Origin of the sequence: Pseudomonas sp. GM49 (assembly GCF_000282355.1) — a bacterium.
Taxonomy (GTDB): domain Bacteria; phylum Pseudomonadota; class Gammaproteobacteria; order Pseudomonadales; family Pseudomonadaceae; genus Aquipseudomonas.
In genome coordinates, this window is sequence record NZ_AKJL01000295.1 from 1 (window position 1) to 23299 (window position 23299).

Below are 23299 nucleotides of genomic sequence, written 5' to 3' on the forward strand. Positions count from 1 at the left end.
TGAGCTTGCAAGGTGTCTAGAGAATCCGGGGCGATTCACTTGGTACGTCTGTCCATGCTCACAATGGCAGGCGTCTACACGGACCTTTCGCTGGTGCTGACGGCTATCTATTTGTTGCCAGCCTTGGTCATTGGGCTTTGGATAGGCGGTCACATCAACCTTAGAATGTCTCGCGACGCCTTCACCAGACTGATTAACCTCATCATCTTGGTGAGTGGCATTACGCTTGTTTATCGAGCTTATTTGGGCAGTATTGAACTGTAAGTCTCACGGGGTGAAATCCCCGGCCAGGCACTCGGACTCTACACTCAGTTTTAGGCGTTTTAATCCTCACCAGTGGTTGTTTTCCGAAATACCTTGCAGGCCTTGATCTGTAAGGCTTTCAGAGGATTACCAGAATCTCCAAATCTAACTTCGGTCAACCTGGCCGGTGACCGATTTGAACCCGTATCTAACGGCCGGGCGAAAACCATTCGACATCGACCACAGCGGACATCTTCAATCAACGCAAAACGGACTGTAGGAGTCAGGTAGTTGGGCGGCTCTTGATCCATAAGCCAAATTGCTTCATCACCTCAACGACAGGCTCCAGGCGCCGGCCATCCTCTGTGAGTTCGTACTCCACCTTTACGGGCACTGTGGGATATACCGTGCGCTTAACAAGGCCGGCTTCTTCCAGGGCGCGCAGATCAAGCGTGAGCATCCGTTGCGATATCGCGGGGATATCGCGCCGCAAAACATTGAAGCGCTTCGGGCCATCAAGCAAATACGAAACCAGTAGTAGGCGCCAACGACCGCCCAACAAGCGCATCGCCTCTTCTACCGAGCAACCCGATATGTTGTCTTTCATGGTGAGGAAATCTCAAAGTTAATTAAGGTATATATTTTGTACCTACACCACAAAATAGTGCCTTCTTCCCATTTTATACCACGACTTTAAAATGCGCGGAGCTGCTTCCTCCGACTGGAAGCGAACATCTCCGCCACTTTCTGGAGTTCATAGATGAAGCTGTATTACATGCCAGCCGCATGCTCCCTCTCGCCCCACATTGTGCTGAACGAGCTTGGTATTGATGTCACGCTAATCAAGGTGGACAACAAAAAGCAGCTCACTGAACTTGGTGACAGCTATCACGACGTGAACGAATTGGGTTACGTCCCCGTTTTGGAGCTGGACGATGGCACACTCCTGCGTGAGGGAGCGGTGATCGTGCAGTATCTGGCTGACCAGCATCCGGAGATAGGTTTGGCACCAGCCAACGGCACCATGGATCGTTACCGACTGCAGGAATGGTTGAGCTTCCTGACTTCCGAGATCCACAAGGGTTTCATTCCGTTGCTGTACGCTGGCCTAGCCGGTAAGTACGTGAATACCGTCAAACCCAAGCTTGAAAAGCGTTTCGCGTGGATCAACGAACAATTGGCCGATAGGCAGTTCCTGATGGGCGATACCTTTACTGTGGTGGATGCTTATCTTTTCGCATTGATTGGATGGGGCCGAGCTTCCTGGTTGAAGAGCTATTACCAGGCCGACATTCATTTCGACGGTTTGAAAAATCTCCAAGCCTGGTATGAGCGAATGTATGAGCGCCCCTCCGTTCAGAGGGCTCTCCGGGCGGAAAAACTGGAATGAGTAGGTCCCGGGTTTGATTCCCTGATGCCGGCACCATACAAAACGAAGCCCCTGCAGCAATGCAGGGGCTTTGTTGTTTCCGGGGTTTGAAAAATCGCTTTCAGTGACCCGCGCTCTGACCACCGTCCACGTGCAGGATTTCGCCAGTGACGAACTTGGCGCCGTCCAGATACACGACCGCTTGCGCAATATCATCGATCTCGCCCATGTGCCCGACCGGGTGCAGATTGCCCAGTGCGGCGTGGGTTTCTTCGCCGTGCATCGGGGTCTTGATGATGCCGGGGCTGACCGCGTTCACCCGAATTCCGCGCTTGGCGTATTCGATGGCCAGGGATTTGGTTGCCGCGTTGAGGCCGCCCTTGGTCAGTGAAGCCAACACCGATGGCACGCCGTCGATGGCGTGGTCCACCAGGCTGGTGGTGATGTTGACGACGTGGCCGCTGCCCTGCTTTTCCATTTCGGCGATGGCGAGTTGGGTGATGTAGAAGAAGCCATTGAGGTTCACCGACAACACATTGGCGTAGTCTTCTGCGGTGTACGCGGTGAACGGCTTGGCGATGAAGATCCCGGCGTTGTTGACCAGGGTGTCGATGCGACCGAAACGGGAAATCGCTTCACGGATGACGCGTTGGGCGGTTTCCGGTTCGCCGATGTCACCGGCCACGGTGTGAATGTCCGGATCGGTGGACGGCTTGATCGAGCGCGAAGTGGCGACGATCCGGTAACCGAGTTCACGAAAGGCTTTGACCATACCGTCGCCGAGACCTTGGGATGCGCCGGTGATAACGATGACTTTTTTCGAAATGCTCATGATGAAGACCTCTGACAATAAAGAATGGGGTAGAAAATCTGTAATCAGGCTTCGGCCGGGGCCTTGGCCATTTCTCTCAACATCTGTTCGTAGTACTCGACCGATTGCGAACCGGACACCAGGTGGCGACCGTTCAGCACCATGGCCGGAACCGAGTTGATGCCACGCTGCTGGTAGTACGCTTCAAGTTCCCGCACCTCATCGGCGAACGCACCGGACGCCAGCACCTCTTGTGCGGTTGCCCCGTCCAGCCCCGCTTCAGTCGCCAGACTCACGAGCGCCTGGTGATCACTCGGGTTCTGGCCTTCGCTGAAATAGCCCCGAAGCAGGACCTTCTTCAGTTCGACTTGCCGGCCTTCCTGCAACGCCCACAACAACAAACGGTGCGCATCAAAGGTGTTGTAGAAGTGCGTGCGCTTCTCCAGATCGAACTTGAAGCCGATGGCCTCGCCGCGAGCAATCTGCATGGCCTTGCCGGCGGCGACGTCTTCAGCAGTGCGCCCGTATTTGCGCATCAGGTGCTCGACCGCTGGCTCACCTTCGGCCGGCATGTTCGGGTTCAGCTCGAACGGCTTGTAGGTCAGCTCGACCGAGACTTCCCCGGCAACGTTCTCGATCGCCTGCTCCAGCGCCGTCGCCCCCAGCGCGCACCAGGGGCACACCACATCGGAGATGAAATCGATGGTGACGGAGGACGTCATGACTGCCCCTCCGCCTCGGCCAGTTGCTTGCGGTACTGAGTGGTGGTGATGCCGGCGTAACCCCAGTTATCGGTGTCGACTTCCTCGATCACGATGTGGGTCAGGTCAGGGCGCTTGTTGAGAACGCGCTCCAGGGTTTCAGTGATTTCGGCGATCACCTGAGCTTTCTGCTCAGTGGTAACGCCATCGCGGGTGATGCGTACGCTTACGAAAGGCATGAGGGAAACTCCAGTGACCTTCCCGTCGGGATGATGGGAGAGGCGTTGGAGATGAATGTATGGGGTTGGCGGGAGGGGATAAAGGTGGGGGCGGGAACTTCATTCGTTACGTTGTGTAATGAATGAAGGAGAAGGCATGCAAAGTACTGGCGCCCATCGAGAGACCTGCCGACTTTCTCAATTTCGGCGATGTGTTGAGAAGGGAGTTTGCCTTCTTAGCTAAATCGCTTGAAGGTCACGCAATGCCTCAGGATGCTGACTCGCCACACGCAACAGTGTCTGCGCCGCTCCCGTCGGTTGCCGACGCCCCTGTTCCCAATCCTGCAACGTTCGCAAACTGACTCCAATCAACTTGGCGAATGCACTTTGAGATACACCGACTTTAGCCCGTGCTTCAGCTGCCGCAGACAACGGCACCTCTGTCACGCGAGCGGCTTTGCCTGCTTTCATTTGACGCACAGAGTCCAGCAAGTCCTGCTGGAATTGCTCCAGTTCATTGACCATTGCTGATTTCCTCCTTCAGTTGCTTAAGGAAGGCTACGGGTAAATTGTCAAATTTCGCCTTGGTGTAGGCGATTAGCAACCAGATAGAGCCTTCAGAAAGCGTGTTGTAGTAAATGACACGAGTACCGCCTCGTTTGCCCATTCCGCTACGGGACCAACGAACCTTGCGTAGGCCACCGCTACCAGGAACCACATCGCCAGCCAACGGATTAGTCGCCAGCCAGGTAATGAACTCATGACGTTCGCCATCGTCCCAGATGGACTCAGCATAACGCTTGAAAATTTCGGTTTCGATAATCGTGAACATGGGCGAACTATACGGCATTGCCGTATACACGAGCAATCGGTTCGAAGTGCTAAGACATGCCGCCGCGGACGACACGTTCGAAAGACGTGTTACCGAAATCGAGTTTTGACGACATGAGCATATCAACAATACAAAAAAGCCCCGAACCAGTCGGGGCCTTTCTTTTCTCAGCCTTGCATCAGGCCTCAATACCGCAACCCATCATCAGAAAATATTGATCGGGTAATCCACGAACACACGCACTTCGTTGCCGCTGACGTTGTACTCGCTCGACTTCTGCGACACGCGCAGGACCGAGCTGCGCAGTTTCACGCTGAGGTCTTTGGCCGGGCCGCTTTGGACGACGTATTTGATCTGGTTGAAGATCTCGCGCTCGGTGCCGCCTTCGCTGGTGGAGGTGGTGATGTTGTCACCGCGTACGTAGGCGAAGTTGTAGCTCAGGCCCGGTACACCGAAGGTGCTGAAATCCAGGCCGTAGCCCAGTTGCCAGCTGCGTTCGTCTTCGGCGTTGAAGTCAGACCAGTAGGAGTTCGCCAGGTAGATGGTGTTGCCACCGTCGCCGATGCGACCTTGATCTTTCTGGTAGCCGCCGTAGGCGTAGCCCAGGTTGCTGTCACCGGTGCTGCGCTGGTGCGCGAGGGTGAACGAGTGTGGGCCGGTGATAAAGGTGGCCGCCAGGCTCCAGATTTTGTTGTCATCGCCGGTGATAGCGTTTTCGCGAACGTAGGAATCTTCCAGCTTGGTGCGGTAGCCGTTGAAGTCCAGGGTCAGGGACTGATCCTTGTCGATCGGGAACACGTAGTTGGCGTTCACGTATTGTTTCTTCAGCACGTCTTCGACGTCGGAAGCGTACAGTGCGGCCTTGAATTGCTCGGTGAACTGGTAGCTACCGCCCAATACGTTGATCGACTTCAAGCCACCGCTGTCACGGCCTTCGGCGCTTTTACGCGATTCGGCAGTGAAGCGACCGGCGTCCAGTTGCAGGCCTTTGATCTCTTTGGAAGTGATCAGGGTGCCGGTGTAGCTTTCCGGCAGCAGGCGCGAGTTGTCGTAGTTCAGCACCGGCAGGGCCGGCATCTGGTCGCCGTAGGTCAGGGTGGTGCTGGACAGGCGGAACTTGATCGCTGCGCCGCCCTTGGACAGGTCGTCAGCCGGCTGGCCGCTGTCGCCCTTTTTGAAGAAATCGATACCTTGCGCGCCGCTACGGTCTTCACTGCGCTCCAGGTTCAGTGCGTACAGACCGAAAGCGTCCACACCCACACCCACGGTGCCTTGGGTGAAGCCGGACGAGAACGTGCCGATGGCTGCCTGGCCCTACTCGGATTTATCCGGGTTGCCGTCTTTGAAGTCACGATTGATGTAGGCGTTGCGCAGCAGCACTTTGAGGCTGCTGTCTTCAACAAAACCCTTGGATTCGGCCTGGTCGTTCGCCATGGCCTGTGTAGCGCTCAACATCCCCAGTGCGATCAGGCTGATTCGCTTGTTCAACATTTTGTTTTTTCCTTGATACGGTTGATACGCGCTGTGTCGAACGGCCGAAACGGCGCTATTGCGCTCTTATTTCAAGGCGAAAACAAAAAGGCCCGCCCACGATTTCTCGCGGCGGGCCTTTTATTGTTTTTGAGTCGTGGCGGTCGGCCACAGGCGTTGGGCCGAATCGTAGCTGCGCCCTCAACAATGTGTCAATTTCATGAATCTTCTAAAAACAGGTAAAAATCGTCTAAGAAACTGCTTTACGCGGCAGGAATATTCAATCAATGCAGCTATCAAGACCACAAGCGGCTACGGAATTGGATGAGCCCTGATCGGGCAGCGACTGACCCAGCCACTGCGCAAATGCCTGGGGCTTGCCCAGCCACGGCCCGATATCGATCAAAGTGAATTGCTCATTGTGCTCAAGTGCCAGGGTCGGAAAACCCTGCCCGCCCACCTTGGCCAGGAGCGCCCGGCTGTTCCTGATATGGCCTTCGGTGTCGGCCGCCATGAAGGCTTTTTCGAAAGTTTGACGGTCCAGCCCCATGCCCAGGGCCAGTTCGAACAGTACCGATTCGTCGGCGATGCGGCGCCCCTCCACGTAGTGAGCACTTTGCAAACGCCCCAACAACTCCAGCCCGCGACCTGCCATTTGCTCGGCAGCCAGTACCGCAGCGATGGGTGGAGCCGAGTCGAACAAGGCGGTGTGATCTCGCAGTAATCCTTCGAAATAGGCTTCACCGAACGGCTGCCCGCTGTATTCGGCGATGCGCCGGTCATGAGGTAAGACGTAACTGCGCAGTTGTGGCGAAACCTGTTGCCGATTGGCACCCGTCATCATGCCGCCGCCGTGGGCAATCACCGGCAGCACAGCCTGGGCGGCTTGCACCAGCGGTTTGGCGCCGTAGCACCAACCGCACAACGGGTCGTAGATGTAATGCAGAATCATGGGCAAGCTCCGACAGACATTCAGGAAAATTCGATGTCGGCAGATTAGTGCCTCAGCGCTCCCTGAAAAACGCCGGATTGGTTTTCAGTCTGTTGCTTGAATCGGTCGAATGGTTGCGTCACAAACCCCGTAGGAACGAGCTTGCTCCGGGCAGCGTTCCGACGATAGCGGTGGGGCAGTCGACATTTTTGTTGACTGGCCCACCGCTATCGCGAGCGAGCTCGCTCCCACAGGGGATCCTGGTGACAGCATGAATCTGCGGGCAAAAAAAAGCGCTGCCATCCCGGCAGCGCTTTTTCTTGCTCAATCCGTTGTTTTTCTTCTTATCCTTCCATCACATCCCACAACGCATCCAGTTCCGCCTCGCTGAATAAACCAGCAGGGTAACGCTCGATCATCGTCCGGCGCGGATCAGTTTCGCTGATCTGACGCATTCCATTGGACTTGAACCAGTGCGCCAGGATCTGGAGCGATTCGCTGTTTACTGCCAGGGGATGCAACGCCTTTTCGCCCACAACATTCACTTCGGCGTTCATTTCAGCGCTCTCTCCCGGTTTGTGAGCGGCTAACTTATCCAAGGTTTATGACAGAACATCGAAGTCCTCTCCCTCCCCGAGTTACAACAGCAGAGATACAAGAGCTGTGCCAAGGTGTCTGAAGTGAGGCCTGGCGGATACAAAAAAGCCCGCAACCCTGAAGGGCTGCGGGCTCCGTGCAATGATGGAGGCTGATTTACAGGTTGAGAAATTTCGCAATCAACTCAAGCTGTTACGACCGCACTCACTCCTTGTGCGGCGCGGGTTGCTGCTGGGTAAGGCAGTGAATGTTGCCGCCCCCCAGTAACAGTTCACGACCAGGCACCATTACCACTTCATGCTGCGGGAACAGGTTCTGCAGGATTTCCTTTGCCGGGCCATCCTGCGGGTCGTCAAAGCTCGGTGCGATGATGCCGCCGTTGACGATCAGGAAGTTCACGTAGGAACCGGCCAGACGAACGCTAGGGTTGCGCTCCTGCGTACCATCCACCGGGTCGACACCGGCGCACTCTTCCTCGGTCGCAAACAGCGGACCCGGGATCGGCATTTTGTGCACCTTGAACGGGCGGCCCTTGGCGTCGGTGCTGCTTTGCAGCACTTTCATCGCCGCCTGGCAGCGCAGGTAGTTCGGGTCCTGCGGATCATCAGTCCAGGCCAGCAGCACTTCACCCGGACGCACGTAGCAGCAGAAGTTATCCACATGGCCGTCGGTTTCATCGTTGAACAAGCCATCCGGCAGCCAGATGATTTTATCCACAGCCAGGTTCGCACTCAGGACCGCTTCGATTTCTTCGCGGTTCATGTGCGGGTTGCGATTGCGGTTGAGCAGGCATTCTTCGGTGGTGATCAGGGTGCCTTCGCCATCGACGTGAATCGAACCGCCTTCAAGCACGAAGCCTTCGGTGCGGTAACGCGGGCTGCGCTCGATCTCGAGGATCTTGCCACCGACCTGCGAATCACGGTTCCACGGCGAATACAGACCGCCGTCAAAACCGCCCCAGGCATTGAAGTCCCAGTTCACGCCACGGACTTCGCCACTGTTATTGATGACGAAAGTCGGACCGGAGTCGCGAACCCAGGCGTCGTCACTGGACATTTCCACTACGCGAATATTCGGCACGTCCAGACGGGCACGGGCGTTTTCGTACTGGCCGGCGGAAACCGCCACGGTGACCGGTTCGAATCGGGCGATGGCCTTGGCCACTGCCACGTGTGCGGCCTGTGCCGGTTTGCCACCCAGGCGCCAGTTGTCCGGGCGCTCGGGCCAGATCATCCAGGTCTGGGTTTGGGGTGCCCATTCGGCTGGCATGTAGAAGCCGTCGGCGCGAGGGGTGCTGTTCAAAGTGGTCATGGATCAGGACTCCAGGGTGGCGTTGATGCCTGACAGAAAAGAAAGCGCATGGGTACACGCCGTGGGCAATGGCGACTTTATATCCGATAAATATCGACTTTTGAAGCACCATCAATCCGCAGTTACAAAAATAATCGACAAAAAGTCGATATCAATCGAACTACACCCCCGCTCCCACATTGGGCCGCATTCATTCGTGGATCGGTTTACAGCCCTTCTGCAAGCACCTTCGACAGCATGTCCACGAAGAAATCCACACTCTGGCGCGAGGTGACCATCGGCGGTTTGATCTTGAGGATGTTCAGGTAATCGCCGGTCGGCTGCATGAAGATCCCCAGCTCACGCAAGCGATCGCACAGTGCCGTGGTTTCTTCGGTGGCCGGCTCCAGGGTTTCGCGGTTGCGGATCAACTCGACGCCCAGGTAGAAACCGGAACCGTGCACCGCGCCCACTAACGGATGAATATCGATCAACGCTTCGAGGCGCTGCTTGAAGTGGCCGCCAACGACCTGGGCGTTCTCCCAGAGCTTTTCCTCTTCCATCACATCCAGCACGGCCATGCCGACCTGGCAACTCACCGGGCTGCCGCCAGCGGAGGAGAAGAAGTAACCCTCGGCCTCGAGCGCCTCGGCGATTTCCCGGCGGGTGATGACCGCGCCCAGTGGCTGGCCGTTGCCCATGCCTTTGGCCATGGTGATGATGTCCGGCACCACGCCTTGCTCTTCGAAGCCCCAGAAGAAATCGCCCATGCGTCCGTAACCGACCTGCACTTCGTCGGCGATGCACACGCCGCCCCGGGCCCGGACCATGCCATAGACTTGTTTCAAATAGCCCGGTGGCAGCGAGATACCGCCGGCATTGCCGTACACCGGCTCGCAAATGAAACCGGCCAGTTGGCGTTCCTGCCCGGCGATTTTCGCCAGGTTGTGCTCGACGCTGCGCACATAATCCGGCGCACTGTCGGGGCCACGGAATTCACCGCGATAGGTGTTTGGCGCGGTCACCGGGTGCACCCAGTCCGGGCGGCTGCTCAAGGCCTTGGGGTTGTCGGCGATCGAGGTCGACACCGAGTCTGCGCCAACCGTCCAGCCGTGATAGGCCTCCAGCACGCTGAGCATGTCTCGGCCGCCGCTGTAGGCCCACGCCAGGCGAATCGCCAGGTCGTTGGCCTCGCTCCCGCTGTTGACCAGAAACACCCGATCCATGCCGTCCGGGGACAGCTTCAGCAAACGTTCGGAGAACTCGGCCACGGCTGCGTAGTTGAAGCGCGAGTTGGTGTTGAGCAATGACCACTGGCGGCTGGCGACGGCGGCCATGCGTGGATGGCCGTGACCCAATACCGCAACGTTGTTGAGCATGTCGAGGTAGGAGCGGCCCTGCATGTCGATCAGATGGTTGCGCCAGCCACGCTCGATGCGCGGCGGATCAACGTAATAGTGCTTTTGCGTACGGGCAAAGCTGGCATCGCGCCGGGCCAACAGGGTCGGTCCGTCAAGCTCGGCTTCGGCATCACAGGCCAGCCCCAGCAACGCGGCCGGCGAAGGGCACAACGCTTGCCAGGCCGCCGCGCGCGAAGGCGTACAGAACAGTGGTGCATCAATCGACGCGCCACGGCACAACTGCACGATCAAAGGGCCGCTGACCGAACCCAGTACCTGGCCTTTGACCAGTGCCGCGCCGCTGTGCAGCGACGGTGTGACGCCCCAAAGCCGCACACTCAATTGCGGGCCGTCCAGTTGCAGCACGCCCGTCGATGGGTAATGCACCACCCCGGCAAACGGCGCTTCGACCGCCGTACCCTGAGGCACACGCAACTCGACGTGCAACGGGCAAGTGTCCGGCTCAGTGGCGCTGTCCGGGCGGGTATGGGACAGGCGGTATTGCCCGTAACGGCTGGCCGCCAGGCCATGTGCCGCGGCCGCTTCATCCAGCAGGCGCTGATCGACACCCGCCTGCTCCCAGTTCCCGGCCTCGAAATGCGGACTGAGCACGCCCAGGTCGATCAAGGCGAACTCACGCCCCACCAGGCTCGGCAACAGTGGCGCGAAGCCTTCGCTGCCGATGGCTGGCAGGTTCTGGCCGACGGCCGTGAGGATTGCCGCTTCCATCAACGCCAACGGCACCGACGTGGCCACACGGAAGATTTCCCATTCATGGACCAAGTTGTCGCGGCTGTAGGCATTGCCCGGATCGATGCTGACCTGCTGTTCGCCGCTGAGTACCAACACCGCCGCACGGGCGACGATCAGCGGCCACAGAGCCAGCAACTCTTCGTGTTGCAACGGGTTGACCGCGTGGTAAGCCTGGATTGCCGGCAAAATGCACAACGGATCGCCTTCGCCATGATGCAGCAGCGCGGCGCAGGTGACCGACAGATCGGTAATGCGCCAGGTACGCACCAGGTCGCCGAAATCGATCACGCCTTGCAGCTGCCAATGGCGTTGCGCATCGCGCTGCCACACCACGTTGTCGTCGGTGATGTCCATATGAATGGCCTGCACCGGCAGTTTGTCTTCCAGTGGCTGCAAATGCCGCTCGGCTTGCCCGGACGCTTCGACGATCAGTTTGCGCTGGGTTTCATCCTTGATCACCGGCAGCAAGTGCGCGATCAAGGCGTGGGCATGGCGGGCGTCCCATTGCAGGGTTCGCTCCAGACCCGGATGGTCGAAATCCACCAGGGCCAGGTCCATCTCGCCGCACAGTCGGCCGAAACCGGCCACCACCGTACGACTGAAATGCCCGAGGCTCGTCAAGGGCTGGCCTTCGATGTAATCGAGCAGTCGCACATGCACCGCCTGGCCACCCACCTCCAGTGACAGCAGGTCTGCACCGTTTTTTGCCGGCATCACCCGCGGCACATGCACTTGCGGGTGTCCATCCAGATGCTTGAGGCCGGCGTGCTGGGCTTGAATCTCCAGCGCGGAATAATCGCCACGGCAGATTTTCAGGACGAAACGCCCCCGCTCGCTGTCGACGCGGTAATTCAGGTCTTGCTGGCTGCCGAGGGCCTGCAACCTGCCGCTGAACCCGTAATGTTCTTCCAGCAGTTCTAGCGCCTGCTCCGCAGACACCTGCGGGCTGGGCAAACTGGCGCGATGAATCAACGTGGCAAGCGGCATACAACGACCCCTGAAATTTTATTAGGCATCTATATCGCCACTGCTTCGGGCGATACGCAACCCCCCGCAAGCCGGTATGAGTGTTCTGCTACTCGCCTCGAATGGCACTTTGCGCAAGAATGGCGGCCATCAAACGCCTGTTACTGGAGAATCACCATGAATGTAGTGACCACCGACCTGCCCGGTGTTCTGATCCTTGAACCCAAGGTCTTTGGTGACGAACGTGGTTTCTTCTACGAAAGCTTCAACGCCAGGGCCTTCAAAGAGGCCACCGGACTCGACACTGATTTCGTTCAAGACAATCACTCCCGCTCGCAGAAGGGCGTGCTGCGCGGTCTGCATTACCAGCTGGAAAATACCCAGGGAAAACTGGTTCGCGTCACGGTCGGTGAAGTGCTGGACGTCGCCGTGGACATACGCCGCAGCTCGCCGCACTTCGGTAAATGGGTCGCCGTGCGCCTGTCTGCCGACAATCATCGCCAGCTCTGGGTCCCGGAAGGTTTCGCCCACGGGTTCGTGGTCTTGAGCGAATTTGCCGAGTTTCTTTACAAAACCACCGACTACTACACGCCATCGGCCGAGCGCAGTATTCGCTGGGACGACCCGGATCTGGCCATCGACTGGCAATTGAACGCAGCACCGCAGTTGTCGGCAAAAGATCAGGCCGGCGTATTTTTCAAGGACGCCGACGTCTTTGCCTGATAGGCCGGCTGAAGCTCGCCTATCAAGATGCACCTGACCCAAGGCGGGCAAGCCTAGGCATAATGCGCCTGTACCCACAGGCGCATGCTGCTTATGAAACCGACCCTCCCCCCCAGACCCCGCTGGCGCAGCCTGGCCCTGCTGGCACTGTGCCTGGCGCCATTGCTGTGGCCGCTGGAGCATCTTGCCGAGCGCTATTACCGCAGCGAACTGGCCAGTCAGAATCGTCAGACCCTCGACCTCTACGTCGCCAACCTGTTGGGTACCCTGCACCGCTATGAAGTGTTACCGCAGATCCTCGGCGACCTGCCGGCTCTACGCGCGGTTCTCGGCGCACCGGACGATGGCGTCACCCAGGGCAATGCCAATCGGCTGCTGAAAAACATCGCCACCCAGACCGGTGCCGAAGTCATGTACCTGATGGATGTCACCGGCAAGACCCTGGCCGCCTCCAACTGGGACAAGCACGACAGTTTTGTCGGGCGCAATTTTTCCTTCCGGCCATATTTCAGCGAAGCCATGGCCGGACAGCTCGGGCGCTTTTTCGGGCTGGGCACCACCTCCGCCAAGCGCGGTTACTTCTTCGCCGCCGGTGTGCGCGATGGCGAGAAAATCGTCGGCGTGCTGGTGGTCAAGGTCGACCTCGACCACACCGAAAGCCTGTGGGGCAAGACCCCGGAACAACTGCTGCTGACCGACCACAACGGCGTCGTCATTCTCACGTCGCGACCGGAGTGGCGATTCCGATCGACCCGCCCGTTGAACGAGGAAGAAAGCAAAGCCATCACCGCGATTCAACCCTACCCGACCCGCGAGCCAAAACCGCTGGAGCTCAATCCCAATGCCTGGCTGACCCAGACTCAGCAGATCGCCGAAACCGGCTGGAATGTCAGCATCCTCGCCCCGCGTACCTTGATCGACCGGCCGGTGCGCACGGTGGTGGCCATCGGTGGTGCAACGCTTCTGGTGTTGATGCTGCTGCTCGGCCTGATGATGCAGCGCCGCCGTCATTACCTGGAACGCATTGCCTTTGAAGCCAAGGCCCGACGCGAGCTGGAAGGCCGGGTCGCCGAACGCACCAGCGATCTCGAAGGCCTGAATCGGCGCCTTAAACAGGAAGTACTGGAACGCGAACAGGCCCAGCAGGAGCTGGTACGCGCCCAGGATGATCTGGTGCAGGCCGGCAAATTGTCGGCACTGGGCACGATGTCGGCGAGCATCAGCCACGAACTCAATCAGCCGCTGGCAGCGATTCGCAGCTACGCGGAAAACGCCGAGGTGCTGCTCGACCACCAGCGCACCGACGATGCCCGCGGCAACCTCAAGCTGATCAGCGAATTGACCGGTCGCATGGCCTCGATCATCGCCCACCTGCGCGCCTTCGCCCGACGCGACCGGCACGCCCCGGAAAGCGTCGCCCTGCAACCGGCGCTGGATGATGCCCTGGCCCTGCTGGCCAAGCGTCGACGCAGCATGGACGTCGAGCTGATCCGCGACTTGCCGGCCGCCACCCTGTGGGTCGAAGCCGGGGAAACCCGCTTGCGCCAGGTACTCGGCAATCTGCTGGCCAACGCCCTGGATGCCCTGACGGAGAAAGGCCCGCCACGTAAACTCTGGCTGAGTGCCCAATCCACGGCCGATGGCGTCAACCTGTACATTCGCGACAACGGCCCCGGCTTTTGCATGGAAGCCCTTGGGCGCGCCAGCGAGCCGTTCTACACCACCAAGACCCGAACCCAGGGCCTGGGTTTAGGGCTGGCAATTTGCGAAACCCTGATGCGCGCCTTCGGCGGTGAACTGTCGTTCGCCAACCACAAGGAGGGCGGCGCCCTGATTACCCTGAAGCTGCGCGCAGGCGCACCAGGCGTGAGCCTGCAACCGTCCGAGGACCGAAGTGCATGACCATCGACAACCGCATTCAGGTCGTGTTGATCGACGACGATCCCCACTTGCGCCAGGCCTTGAGCCAGACGCTGGATCTGGCGGGCCTGAAAATCCTGCCGCTGGCCGAAGCCAAGGGCCTGGCCGCGCAACTTCAACGTGATTGGCCAGGGGTGGTGGTCAGCGACATCCGCATGCCCGGCATGGACGGTCTCGAACTGTTGACCGAACTGCACACCCAGGACCCTGAGCTGCCGGTGCTGTTGATCACCGGCCACGGCGATGTGCCGCTGGCGGTGCAGGCCATGCGCGCCGGGGCTTATGACTTTCTGGAAAAGCCGTTTGCCAGCGACGCCCTGCTCGACAGCGTGCGCCGCGCGTTGGCCCTGCGCCGGCTGGTGCTGGACAACCGCAGCCTGCGGTTGGCCTTGAGTGACCGCAACGAGCTGAGCACACGACTGGTTGGCCAATCACCTTCGATGCTGCGCCTGCGCGAGCAGATCGGCGCCCTGGCGGCGACCAGGGCCGACGTGCTGATCCTCGGCGAAACCGGCGCGGGCAAAGAAGTCGTGGCCCGGGCGCTGCACGATTTATCAGGCCGTCGTAACGGACCGTTCGTGGCGATCAACGCCGGAGCCTTGGCCGAATCAGTGGTCGAAAGCGAACTGTTCGGCCACGAGCCCGGCGCCTTCACTGGTGCGCAGAAACGCCGCATCGGCAAGTTCGAATTCGCCAATGGCGGCACGTTGTTCCTCGACGAAATCGAAAGCATGGGCCTGGATGTACAGGTCAAATTGCTGCGCTTGCTGCAGGAGCGTGTAGTCGAACGCCTGGGCGGCAATCAACTGATCCCGCTGGATATCCGCATCATCGCCGCGACCAAGGAAGACCTGCGCCAGGCAGCGGATCAAGGGCGTTTCCGTGCCGACTTGTATTACCGCCTGAACGTCGCGCCGCTGCGGATTCCACCCTTGCGCGAACGGGGCGAAGACGCGCTGATGCTGTTCCAGCATTTCGCCGATGAAGCCAGTGCCCGCCACGGTTTGCCGCCCCATGAACTGCAACCGGGACAACGAGCCTTGCTGCTTCGCCACACCTGGCCCGGCAACGTGCGCGAGCTGCAAAACGCGGCCGAGCGTTTTGCCCTCGGGCTGGAACTGGCCCTCGACAACAGTACGCCGCAAGGCGGCGCTGGCAATATGGCCGAAGTCGTCAGCGGCGGTTTGAGCGAGCAAGTGGAGAACTTCGAAAAAACGCTCATCGCCGCCGAACTGGCACGCTCGCACAGCTCCGTGCGCAGCGTCGCCGAAGCCCTCGGCATTCCGCGCAAGACCCTGCACGACAAACTGCGCAAACACGGTCTGAGCTTCTCGGATAGTGGCGCTTCGGCCCACCCTGACGACCTCGACTGAGTTACCGTCCAATCATCCACTTCAAGCAAGAGGCCCCCTGAATGAGCCGCGACAGTCGACAACTGGAATCAGTCCTCCATCACGACATTCCCCTCACCCGGGACATGGGCCTCAAAGTGCTCGACTGGCATGACCAGCAACTGCGCCTGCACTTGCCGCTGGAAGCCAACGTCAACCACAAGAGCACCATGTTCGGCGGCAGCCTGTATTGCGGCGCGGTCCTGGCCGGTTGGGGCTGGCTGCATTTGCGGCTCAAGGAAGAAGGCATTACAGACGGGCACATCGTGATTCAGGAAGGGCAGATCAGCTATCCGCTGCCGGTGACGGGCGATGCCAACGCCATTTGCCAGGCGCCGGATCCGGTGATCTGGAAGAAATTCCTGACCACGTTCCAGCGATACAGCCGAGCGCGGTTGACCCTGCATACGCGGGTCGTCAATGAAGGCCGTGATGAGGATGCGGTGAGGTTTGTCGGGCAGTACGTGTTGCACCGCTGAATGTGAGGGTGTTGTACAACCTGTGGCGAGGGGGCTTGCCCCCGTTGGAGTGCGCAGCACTCCCAAGTCCAGCGTCCGCAGCGTGTCAGACACAATGAGATTGCATGTTTTAGGGGCAGCTACGCTGCCCAACGGGGCGATGCGGCGTACCGACAAGCCCCCTCGCCACAAAGTAAGGTGAGCTCAGGACCGGGCCAATTCCAGCAACTTCTCCCGCCACGCCGCCTTCGCCGGCAACGCCAGAAAGAATCCATTCAACAGCGACTCCCGCGCCGGATAACTGAACGGCTCACCGTTCAGATCCAGCACTTCACCGCCGGCACCTTCCAGCACACCTTGCGCCGCCGCCGTGTCCCACTGCGAAGTCGGTGCAAGGCGCGGATAGCAATCCGCCGCCCCTTCCGCCAGCAGGCAAAACTTCAGCGAACTGCCGATATTGGCCAGTTGCAGCTCGCCAAGGCTGGCGCTCAACCCGGCCAGCAACCGCTCCTGCTCCGGGCTCGAATGGCGACGGCTGGCCACCACGGTGAACGACTCGCCTGGCGACGGGACGTCTCGCACCTGAATCGCCATCGGCGTGCCGCCCTTATCGCCACGCCACGCGCCGAGCCCGGCACCACCGACATAGAAACGCCCGTTGGTCGGCATCGACACCACGCCGAACACCACTCGACCGTTTTCGATCAGGGCGATGTTGACGGTGAACTCCTCGCTGCCGCTGATGAACTCCTTGGTGCCATCCAGCGGATCGACCAGCCACCAGCGCTGCCATCCGGCCCGCACGCTTTGGGGAATATTGGCGTCCTCTTCGGAGAGCACCGGGATGCCCGGATCGAGCGCCGTCAGCCCGGCCAGAATCAGGTGGTGCGCGGCCAGGTCAGCAGCCGTCACCGGTGAATCATCAGCCTTCGCCGTGACGGCGGTGCCTGTGCGCCAGAACGGCAGGATCGCCTCGCCAGCCTGCAAGGCCAGTTCGATGACCGGTGCCATCAATGGATGCGGGAAATTCATGGCTGGAACGCTCCGCGCTGGGTCAACAGGTCTCGGGCCAGGTACAGCGCCGCCAAGGCACGGCCTTCGGTAAATTGCGGGTTTTGTGCCAACGCCGAGAGCTCACGCAGATTGACCTTGTCCACCCGCATCGGCTCTGGCTCATCGCCCTCCAGGCGCTCTTCGTAGAGGTCGGAGGCCAGTACCACTTGAATCTTCTGGCTCATGTAACCGGGGGACAGCGACAGCTCGGTCAGGTGCTCCAGCTGCCGCGCGCCGAAACCAGCCTCTTCCTTGAGCTCACGCTCGGCCGCCGCCAACACGTCTTCGCCCGGCTCGATCAAGCCCTTGGGCAACGACATTTCATATTCATCCGTGCCGCCGCAATACTCCTCGACCAGCACCGCGTGCTCGGCATCGAGCATCGCCACGATCATCACCGCGCCGTACCCGGCACCCTTGCCGACCAGCCGTTCATACGTGCGCTCCACGCCATTGGAAAAACGCAGCTTCAGCTCCTCCACGCAGAACAATCGACTGGTGGCGACAATTTCGCGGGCGAGTATGGTGGGTTTCTGGCGCATGCAAAGCTCCTTGGCGTGAACGCGCTACTATAACGCGGCTTACCCGATTGTTTATGCCAGATATCTTTCTACCGCCCGAGACTTTGCCATGCCTTCATTACCCTGGTCCGACATCGATACCGTTCTGCTGGACATGGACGGTACGCTGCTGGACCTGCATTTCGACAACCACTTCTGGATGGAGCATCTGCCCCAGCGTTACGCCGAACTGCACGGGGTCAGCCGGGCCATGGCCGAGATGGAGTTGCAGCCGTTGTTCGAGCGCAATGCCGGCCAGTTGCAGTGGTACTGCCTGGATTTCTGGAGCGCCGAATTGAAGCTGTCGGTGCGCGACCTGAAACTGGAAACCGCTCACCTGATCGCCCTGCGCCCGGATGCCGATACCTTTCTGGCGGCGATCAAACAGGCCGGCAAGCGCGTGGTACTGATCACCAATGCCCATCGGGATGCGCTGTCGTTGAAGCTGGAAAAAATCCAACTGGCGCCCTACTTCGAACGTTTGATCAGCTCCCATGACTACGGTTTCCCCAAGGAAAACCCGCAGTTCTGGGATGCGCTGCAAGCCGATATCGATTTCGATCCGGCGCGCAGCCTTTTCATCGACGACACCTTGCCGATCCTGCGCAGTGCACGGGATTTCGGTGTAGCGCATTTGCTGGCCGTGCGCGAGCCAGACAGCCGCAAGGGGCCGAAGGACACCGCGGAGTTTGCAGCGGTCGGGGATTATCGGGATTTGATTGCGGGGCTCTAGACCGAGTTGCCTGCAATCGCGAGCAAGCTCGCTCCCACATTGGAATTTCGGTGAACACAATATTTGCTCACGACGGAATTCAGTGTGGGAGCGAGCTTGCTCGCGATAGCGGTCTTGAAGATTACTCAGGAATCCGCAACGACTGCCCCGGATAGATCTTGTCCGGGTGCGACAGCATCGGTTTGTTGGCCTCGAAGATTTTGTTGTACTTGTTGGCATTGCCATATACAGCCAAGGATATCGCGCTGAGGGTGTCGCCCTTTTTCACGACCACAAAACACGCCGCAGCAACGACAGGCCCGGTCACGGTAATCTGATCATCCACGCTGCCAACCCCGGCGATGTTGCCCACCGCCAGCAGGATCTTCTCCTTCTCTTCCTGGCTCGCCACTTCGCCGGTCACCGTGACCTTGTCACCATCGACCGTCGCCTGCACATTCGGGTTGCCCAGGCCGACCTTTTTGATGTGCTCCTTCAACTGCTCACTGGCATTGGCGTTGCCGGGTGTCAGCAAATCCAGCAGCTTTTCGCCTGCTTCTTTCACAAAGCTAAAAAGACTCATGGTGCACTCTCCTTGGGTTTCGGGTTCCGGACGCCAAAGCCTAGACCACGACCGTCACCTGCGATTCCAACCCGACCAATGACCCCGCTTGCGATAGAATCGGCCCCCTTCCCGCACCCAGGAGCGAAGATGGACATCAAGCAGCTGAAATTCCTCATCGCGCTCGACGAAACCCGCCATTTCGGCCAGGCCGCCGCACGCTGCCACATCACCCAGCCAACCCTGTCCATGCGCCTGCGCAGCCTTGAAGAGGAACTCGACCTGCCGCTGGTCAATCGTGGTCAGCGCTTCGAAGGTTTTACGGCGCCGGGCGAGCGGGTGCTGGCCTGGGCGCGCACGGTGCTGGCGGCCTACGACGGCCTGTACGCCGAGGCGGCCGCCTGTCGCGGCAACCTGGTCGGGACCTTGCGTCTGGGTATGGTGCCGCTGTCGAGCTTCGATCCGCTGCCGCTGCTGCAACGCCTGCACGGGGAACATCCGAACCTGCGCTTCGAACTCTCGGCACTGAGCTCCGAGCAGATTCTCGAACAACTGGCGAATAATCGCCTGGACCTCGGCGTTTCCTACCTGGAGCGCCTGGACGCCGAACATTTCGACTCCCTGGCTTTCAGCGAAACCCGCATGGGCCTGCTCTACGACCAACGCTTTTTCACCTTTGGCGAGGCGCCGCTGAGCTGGGAATCATTGATCGAACTGCCACTGGGCATGCTCACCAGCGGCATGCACTTTCGCCAGTCCATCGACCACAACTTCCACAGCCGCGGCCTCACCCCACAACCCTTGTTGCAGACCGATGCCGTCCATCAACTGTTACAAGCTGTGCACGGCGGCCTGTGTTGCGCCGTGATGCCATTGGACGGTGGCCTCGAAGGGCTGACCGAACACTTGCGCCTGCAACCCATCGAAAGCGCCCAGACCCTTGGTCGGCTGGGACTGATAATGCGTCGTAGCGCACCGCGATCGGCGCTGGCAGAGGCGTGCTTCGCGATTTATCAACAATCGCTGACGCGCGCCTGATCGACGGCATCTATCGGCAGATCAGTACTAACGATTAGACGTGACAAGTTGTCACGCCTAGTCTTAAAGCTGATCAAACCCTCGGTGATGCCATGAACACCAAGCGCCCTGCCTGCGCGGCGCCTGCCCTCGAAACGCCCGCGCCCGCCGCCAGCCAGACGTACAGTTACAGCAACCTTGAAGACACGAAATCGACCAGCACCGCGCTGGCCGAGGAAGTCGCGTTGGCGATTGCTTACAACGGCATCAGCCAGGCGGTCATGCTGGTGACACCGACGGACCTCGAAGACTTCATCGTCGGCTTCAGCCTGGGCAGCGGCATCATCCAGGACGCCACGGACATCTATGACCTGCAACTCAGCGGCTCGGGGGCGGCGCAATACGCGCAAGTGACCATTGCCAACCGCGCCTTCTGGAACCTCAAGCAACAGCGTCGGCAACTGGCCGGTACCAGCGGTTGCGGGCTGTGCGGCGTGGAAGCGGTCGAGCAGGCGTTGCCGGACCTTCAGGTATTGCCCGGCGCCCCGCTGCCGCCAGTCGAATGGCTGGATGGTCTGCGCGAGCGCATCGGCGCCTTCCAGCCCTTGGGCCAGCATTGCGGTGCGGTGCACGCAGCAGTGTTCATGAACGATCAGGGCGAGTTGCTGATGGGCCGCGAAGACATAGGCCGGCACAACGCCCTCGACAAGCTGATCGGTGGACTTGTCCGCCAGAACATCCCGACCGCGGGCGGCCTGGCGATTGTCACCAGCCGTTGCAGCCTCGAGTTGATCCAGAAAGTCTTGCGCGCCGGCATCCAGACCCTGGTCAGCCTGTCGTCGCCCACGGGCCTTGCCGTGCAATGGGCCCGTCGGCACAACCTCAATCTCATCCATCTGCCACAGAAGAATGCGCCGCGGGTCTACAGCCCAACGTTGGAGAAACAAGCGTGAGTCAACACCGTCAAGCCGACCAGAAACCCGTCCCTCGCTACAAGCCCTACAAAGGCCCGGCCGGTGGCTGGGGCGCATTGATCAGCGTCGCCCAGGCCTGGTTGACCAGCGACAACGCGCTGAAAAACCTGCGCATGATGCTCAAGACCAACAAGAACGGCGGCTTCGACTGTCCCGGTTGCGCCTGGGGCGATTCTCAGGAAGGCGGCATGGTGATGTTCTGCGAGAACGGCGCCAAGGCGGTGAACTGGGAAGCGACCAAACGCCGTGTCGATGCCAAATTCTTCGCCAGACACAGCGTCACTTCGCTGCTGGAGCAAAGCGACTATTGGCTCGAATATCAGGGCCGCCTGACTGAGCCAATGAGCTACAACGCCGAAACCGATCGCTACCAACCGATCAGTTGGGACGACGCGTTCGCGCTGATCGCCAAACACCTGAACGGCTTGTCGAGCCCGGATCAGGCCGAGTTCTACACCTCGGGGCGGGCCAGCAACGAAGCGGCTTTTCTCTATCAGCTGTTCGTGCGCGCCTATGGCACCAACAACTTCCCTGACTGCTCGAACATGTGTCACGAGGCCAGCGGTGTCGCGTTGTCGCAAAGCGTCGGTGTCGGCAAAGGCACCGTGACGTTCGACGACTTCGAACACGCCGATGCGATTTTCGTCTGGGGCCAGAACCCCGGCACCAACCACCCACGGATGCTCGAACCGCTGCGCGAAGCGGTGAAGCGCGGCGCTCAAGTGGTGTGCATCAACCCACTGAAAGAGCGCGGCCTGGAGCGCTTCCAGCATCCGCAGCACGCGATCGAAATGCTCACCAACGGCGACAAGCCGACCAACACCGCGTTCTTCCGCCCGGCCCTGGGTGGCGACATGGCGATCATGCGCGGCATGGCGAAATTCCTCCTGCTGTGGGAGCGCGACGCGCAGAAAACCGGTGCCCCGGCGGTGTTCGACCACGACTTCCTCAATGAGCACAGCGCCAACGTGCTGGAGTACCTGGCGACTATCGACGAGACGCCGTGGGAGCAGATCGTTGAGCAGTCGGGCCTGCCCCTGGTAGAGATCGAACAAGCGGCACGCATGTATGCCAAGAGCAAGAACGTCATCATGTGCTGGGCCATGGGCATCACCCAACACCGCCATTCGGTGGCGACCATCCAGGAAATCGCCAACCTGATGTTGCTGCGCGGCAACATTGGCCGGCCGGGTGCCGGGCTGTGCCCGGTGCGTGGCCACAGCAACGTGCAGGGCGACCGGACCATGGGCATCAACGAGCGCCCGCCCGTGGCATTCCTCGACTCCCTGGAGCGTCGTTTCCAGTTCAAGGTACCGCGCCACAATGGCCACAACGTGGTCGAGGCCATTCACGCCATGGCTGAAGGCCGGGCAAAAGTCTTCATTGGTCTGGGCGGCAACTTCGCCCAGGCCACTCCAGACAGCCCGCGCACGTTTCAGGCCCTGCAAAACTGCGACCTGACCGTGCAGATCAGCACCAAGCTCAACCGCAGCCATCTGACCCACGGCAAGGACGCGCTGATCCTGCCGTGCCTGGGCCGCACCGACATCGATATCCAGACCGAAGGCCCGCAAGCGGTGACCGTCGAAGACTCGTTCAGCATGGTCCACGCCTCCAACGGTCAGTTGCAGCGGCTGTCGAACCAGATGCGTTCGGAACCGGCGATCCTGGCCGGCATCGCTGCCGCGACCTTGGGCAGCCACCCGGTGGACTGGAACTGGCTGGTGGCCGACTACGGCCGCATCCGCGACCTGATCGCCGAGACCATTCCGGGCTTCAAGGACTTCAATGAGAAGGTCAGGAATCCGGGCGGCTTCTACTTGGGCAACAGTGCCGGCGCACGCAAGTGGAACACCGCCTCGGGCCGGGCCAATTTCCGCCCGAACGCACTGCCCAAAGACCTGGTGCACGAACGCACCCGCGCTACCGGTGTGCTACCGGACCTGATCATGCAATCGATGCGCTCCCACGATCAGTACAACACCACGATCTATGGCCTCAACGACCGTTATCGCGGCGTGAAGGGACAACGGGATGTGTTGTTCGTCAACGAAGCCGACATCATTCGCCTGGGCTTCAGGCCGGGGCAGAAGGCTGACATCGTTTCGCTCTGGGACGATGGCGTGGAACGTCGGGTAAAAGGCTTCGCGCTGCTGGCGTTTGATATCCCGGCCGGGCAAGCGGCCGCCTACTACCCGGAAGTGAACCCGCTGGTGCCGCTGGAAAGCACCGGCGATGGCAGCCATACGCCGACTTCGAAGTTCGTGGCGATCCGGTTGGAAGCGGCGAGCGAGACCGGGTTGATCATGGCCAGGTCTGCGTAACACTTCGTCTGAACTGGCCCCATC

General features: G+C 60.0%; 22 protein-coding genes and 1 pseudogene. 9 read left to right on the plus strand and 14 right to left on the minus strand.

Annotated elements, in window-relative coordinates:
- Positions 1 to 526 precede the first annotated feature (526 nt).
- On the minus strand, positions 527 to 850 hold the full coding sequence (locus tag PMI29_RS03655) for a winged helix-turn-helix transcriptional regulator (protein ID WP_008003162.1): 324 nt from the start codon (positions 848 to 850) through the stop codon (positions 527 to 529).
- A gap of 153 nt (positions 851 to 1003) precedes the next feature.
- Here PMI29_RS03655 and gstA point away from each other — a divergent pair, with 153 nt between their 5' ends.
- Entirely contained in the window at positions 1004 to 1633 is a 630-nt protein-coding gene (gene gstA / locus PMI29_RS03650) for a glutathione transferase GstA (RefSeq protein ID WP_008003163.1), read from the plus strand.
- Positions 1634 to 1733: 100 nt separating this feature from the next.
- On the opposite strand, the gene PMI29_RS03645 is transcribed toward gstA, so the two are convergent.
- The 10 genes and pseudogenes from PMI29_RS03645 to PMI29_RS03600 form a co-directional block, all read right to left on the minus strand.
- Positions 1734 to 2444, minus strand: coding sequence for an SDR family NAD(P)-dependent oxidoreductase (locus PMI29_RS03645; protein WP_007983225.1), 711 nt, complete (start codon positions 2442 to 2444; stop codon positions 1734 to 1736).
- 44 nt (positions 2445 to 2488) lie between these two features.
- Positions 2489 to 3145 (minus strand): DsbA family oxidoreductase, encoded by a 657-nt coding sequence (locus tag PMI29_RS03640; RefSeq protein ID WP_008003164.1) that lies wholly within the window; start codon positions 3143 to 3145, stop codon positions 2489 to 2491.
- The gene (locus PMI29_RS03635) at positions 3142 to 3363 is read right to left on the minus strand and encodes a tautomerase family protein (RefSeq protein WP_008003165.1); all 222 of its coding nucleotides are present in this window, start codon (positions 3361 to 3363) and stop codon (positions 3142 to 3144) included. Before PMI29_RS03635 ends, PMI29_RS03640 begins: the two co-directional genes overlap by 4 nt.
- Positions 3364 to 3582: 219 nt before the next feature.
- Positions 3583 to 3867 carry a helix-turn-helix domain-containing protein gene (locus tag PMI29_RS03630; protein ID WP_008003166.1) on the minus strand — a complete coding sequence of 95 codons (285 nt, stop codon included), beginning with the start codon at positions 3865 to 3867 and terminating at the stop codon, positions 3583 to 3585.
- Positions 3857 to 4174 carry a hypothetical protein gene (locus PMI29_RS03625; RefSeq protein ID WP_008003167.1) on the minus strand — a complete coding sequence of 106 codons (318 nt, stop codon included), beginning with the start codon at positions 4172 to 4174 and terminating at the stop codon, positions 3857 to 3859. The genes PMI29_RS03630 and PMI29_RS03625 overlap by 11 nt, the downstream gene beginning before the upstream one ends.
- Positions 4175 to 4378: 204 nt before the next feature.
- Positions 4379 to 5665, minus strand: a pseudogene (locus PMI29_RS03620) (OprD family porin).
- 259 nt (positions 5666 to 5924) lie between these two features.
- The gene (locus PMI29_RS03615; RefSeq protein WP_008003170.1) at positions 5925 to 6596 is read right to left on the minus strand and encodes a DsbA family protein; all 672 of its coding nucleotides are present in this window, start codon (positions 6594 to 6596) and stop codon (positions 5925 to 5927) included.
- A gap of 323 nt (positions 6597 to 6919) precedes the next feature.
- Positions 6920 to 7132 (minus strand): hypothetical protein, encoded by a 213-nt coding sequence (locus tag PMI29_RS03610; protein WP_008003171.1) that lies wholly within the window; start codon positions 7130 to 7132, stop codon positions 6920 to 6922.
- A gap of 244 nt (positions 7133 to 7376) precedes the next feature.
- Complete coding sequence (gene aguA, locus PMI29_RS03605) at positions 7377 to 8483, minus strand: agmatine deiminase (RefSeq protein ID WP_008003172.1); 1107 nt, start codon at positions 8481 to 8483, stop codon at positions 7377 to 7379.
- Between the two features lie 206 nt (positions 8484 to 8689).
- Positions 8690 to 11602, minus strand: a complete 2913-nt coding sequence (locus PMI29_RS03600; RefSeq protein ID WP_008003174.1) for an aminotransferase — start codon at positions 11600 to 11602, stop codon at positions 8690 to 8692.
- A 156-nt stretch (positions 11603 to 11758) separates the two neighbouring features.
- On the opposite strand from PMI29_RS03600, the gene rfbC reads away from it, so the two are divergent.
- From rfbC to PMI29_RS03580, 4 genes are all read left to right on the plus strand, one after another.
- Complete coding sequence (gene rfbC, locus PMI29_RS03595) at positions 11759 to 12304, plus strand: dTDP-4-dehydrorhamnose 3,5-epimerase (RefSeq protein ID WP_008003176.1); 546 nt, start codon at positions 11759 to 11761, stop codon at positions 12302 to 12304.
- A 93-nt stretch (positions 12305 to 12397) separates the two neighbouring features.
- On the plus strand, positions 12398 to 14206 hold the full coding sequence (locus PMI29_RS03590) for a sensor histidine kinase (protein ID WP_008003178.1): 1809 nt from the start codon (positions 12398 to 12400) through the stop codon (positions 14204 to 14206).
- A complete protein-coding gene (locus PMI29_RS03585; RefSeq protein WP_008003179.1) occupies positions 14203 to 15597 on the plus strand; it encodes a sigma-54-dependent transcriptional regulator in 1395 nt (464 codons plus the stop codon). The genes PMI29_RS03590 and PMI29_RS03585 overlap by 4 nt, the downstream gene beginning before the upstream one ends.
- 41 nt (positions 15598 to 15638) lie before the next feature.
- Positions 15639 to 16094 (plus strand): YiiD C-terminal domain-containing protein, encoded by a 456-nt coding sequence (locus PMI29_RS03580; RefSeq protein WP_008003181.1) that lies wholly within the window; start codon positions 15639 to 15641, stop codon positions 16092 to 16094.
- A 183-nt stretch (positions 16095 to 16277) separates the two neighbouring features.
- Here the strand turns inward: PMI29_RS03580 and cysQ are convergent, their stop codons facing one another.
- Together cysQ and nudE are read right to left on the minus strand one after the other, a co-directional pair.
- Entirely contained in the window at positions 16278 to 17105 is an 828-nt protein-coding gene (gene cysQ, locus PMI29_RS03575; RefSeq protein WP_008003183.1) for a 3'(2'),5'-bisphosphate nucleotidase CysQ, read from the minus strand.
- The gene (gene nudE / locus PMI29_RS03570; protein WP_008003185.1) at positions 17102 to 17668 is read right to left on the minus strand and encodes an ADP compounds hydrolase NudE; all 567 of its coding nucleotides are present in this window, start codon (positions 17666 to 17668) and stop codon (positions 17102 to 17104) included. Before nudE ends, cysQ begins: the two co-directional genes overlap by 4 nt.
- An 88-nt stretch (positions 17669 to 17756) precedes the next feature.
- Between nudE and yrfG the strand changes: the two genes are divergently transcribed.
- Positions 17757 to 18419 (plus strand): GMP/IMP nucleotidase, encoded by a 663-nt coding sequence (gene yrfG / locus PMI29_RS03565; protein ID WP_008003188.1) that lies wholly within the window; start codon positions 17757 to 17759, stop codon positions 18417 to 18419.
- Between the two features lie 121 nt (positions 18420 to 18540).
- Here the strand turns inward: yrfG and lysM are convergent, their stop codons facing one another.
- Complete coding sequence (lysM, locus tag PMI29_RS03560) at positions 18541 to 18981, minus strand: peptidoglycan-binding protein LysM (protein ID WP_008003189.1); 441 nt, start codon at positions 18979 to 18981, stop codon at positions 18541 to 18543.
- Between the two features lie 129 nt (positions 18982 to 19110).
- On the opposite strand from lysM, the gene PMI29_RS03555 reads away from it, so the two are divergent.
- The 3 genes from PMI29_RS03555 to PMI29_RS03545 all read left to right on the plus strand — a co-directional run bounded on the left by PMI29_RS03555 (position 19111) and on the right by PMI29_RS03545 (position 23275).
- Positions 19111 to 19998 carry a LysR family transcriptional regulator gene (locus PMI29_RS03555; RefSeq protein ID WP_008003191.1) on the plus strand — a complete coding sequence of 296 codons (888 nt, stop codon included), beginning with the start codon at positions 19111 to 19113 and terminating at the stop codon, positions 19996 to 19998.
- Positions 19999 to 20090: 92 nt separating this feature from the next.
- A complete protein-coding gene (fdhD, locus tag PMI29_RS03550; protein ID WP_008003194.1) occupies positions 20091 to 20930 on the plus strand; it encodes a formate dehydrogenase accessory sulfurtransferase FdhD in 840 nt (279 codons plus the stop codon).
- Positions 20927 to 23275 (plus strand): FdhF/YdeP family oxidoreductase, encoded by a 2349-nt coding sequence (locus PMI29_RS03545; RefSeq protein ID WP_008003197.1) that lies wholly within the window; start codon positions 20927 to 20929, stop codon positions 23273 to 23275. The genes fdhD and PMI29_RS03545 overlap by 4 nt, the downstream gene beginning before the upstream one ends.
- Positions 23276 to 23299: the final 24 nt, after the last annotated feature.

Coding starts and splice junctions, on each gene's coding strand:
- PMI29_RS03630 (WP_008003166.1), bottom strand. CDS start 3,867: ATGGTCAATGAACTGGAGCAATTCCAGCAGGACTTGCTGGACTCTGTG.
- yrfG (WP_008003188.1), top strand. CDS start 17,757: ATGCCTTCATTACCCTGGTCCGACATCGATACCGTTCTGCTGGACATG.
- PMI29_RS03640 (WP_008003164.1), bottom strand. CDS start 3,145: ATGACGTCCTCCGTCACCATCGATTTCATCTCCGATGTGGTGTGCCCC.
- PMI29_RS03615 (WP_008003170.1), bottom strand. CDS start 6,596: ATGATTCTGCATTACATCTACGACCCGTTGTGCGGTTGGTGCTACGGC.
- PMI29_RS03580 (WP_008003181.1), top strand. CDS start 15,639: ATGAGCCGCGACAGTCGACAACTGGAATCAGTCCTCCATCACGACATT.
- PMI29_RS03600 (WP_008003174.1), bottom strand. CDS start 11,602: ATGCCGCTTGCCACGTTGATTCATCGCGCCAGTTTGCCCAGCCCGCAG.
- aguA (WP_008003172.1), bottom strand. CDS start 8,483: ATGACCACTTTGAACAGCACCCCTCGCGCCGACGGCTTCTACATGCCA.
- PMI29_RS03645 (WP_007983225.1), bottom strand. CDS start 2,444: ATGAGCATTTCGAAAAAAGTCATCGTTATCACCGGCGCATCCCAAGGT.
- lysM (WP_008003189.1), bottom strand. CDS start 18,981: ATGAGTCTTTTTAGCTTTGTGAAAGAAGCAGGCGAAAAGCTGCTGGAT.
- PMI29_RS03625 (WP_008003167.1), bottom strand. CDS start 4,174: ATGTTCACGATTATCGAAACCGAAATTTTCAAGCGTTATGCTGAGTCC.
- PMI29_RS03590 (WP_008003178.1), top strand. CDS start 12,398: ATGAAACCGACCCTCCCCCCCAGACCCCGCTGGCGCAGCCTGGCCCTG.
- nudE (WP_008003185.1), bottom strand. CDS start 17,668: ATGCGCCAGAAACCCACCATACTCGCCCGCGAAATTGTCGCCACCAGT.
- PMI29_RS03585 (WP_008003179.1), top strand. CDS start 14,203: ATGACCATCGACAACCGCATTCAGGTCGTGTTGATCGACGACGATCCC.
- fdhD (WP_008003194.1), top strand. CDS start 20,091: ATGAACACCAAGCGCCCTGCCTGCGCGGCGCCTGCCCTCGAAACGCCC.
- rfbC (WP_008003176.1), top strand. CDS start 11,759: ATGAATGTAGTGACCACCGACCTGCCCGGTGTTCTGATCCTTGAACCC.
- PMI29_RS03655 (WP_008003162.1), bottom strand. CDS start 850: ATGAAAGACAACATATCGGGTTGCTCGGTAGAAGAGGCGATGCGCTTG.
- PMI29_RS03610 (WP_008003171.1), bottom strand. CDS start 7,132: ATGAACGCCGAAGTGAATGTTGTGGGCGAAAAGGCGTTGCATCCCCTG.
- PMI29_RS03555 (WP_008003191.1), top strand. CDS start 19,111: ATGGACATCAAGCAGCTGAAATTCCTCATCGCGCTCGACGAAACCCGC.
- PMI29_RS03635 (WP_008003165.1), bottom strand. CDS start 3,363: ATGCCTTTCGTAAGCGTACGCATCACCCGCGATGGCGTTACCACTGAG.
- gstA (WP_008003163.1), top strand. CDS start 1,004: ATGAAGCTGTATTACATGCCAGCCGCATGCTCCCTCTCGCCCCACATT.
- cysQ (WP_008003183.1), bottom strand. CDS start 17,105: ATGAATTTCCCGCATCCATTGATGGCACCGGTCATCGAACTGGCCTTG.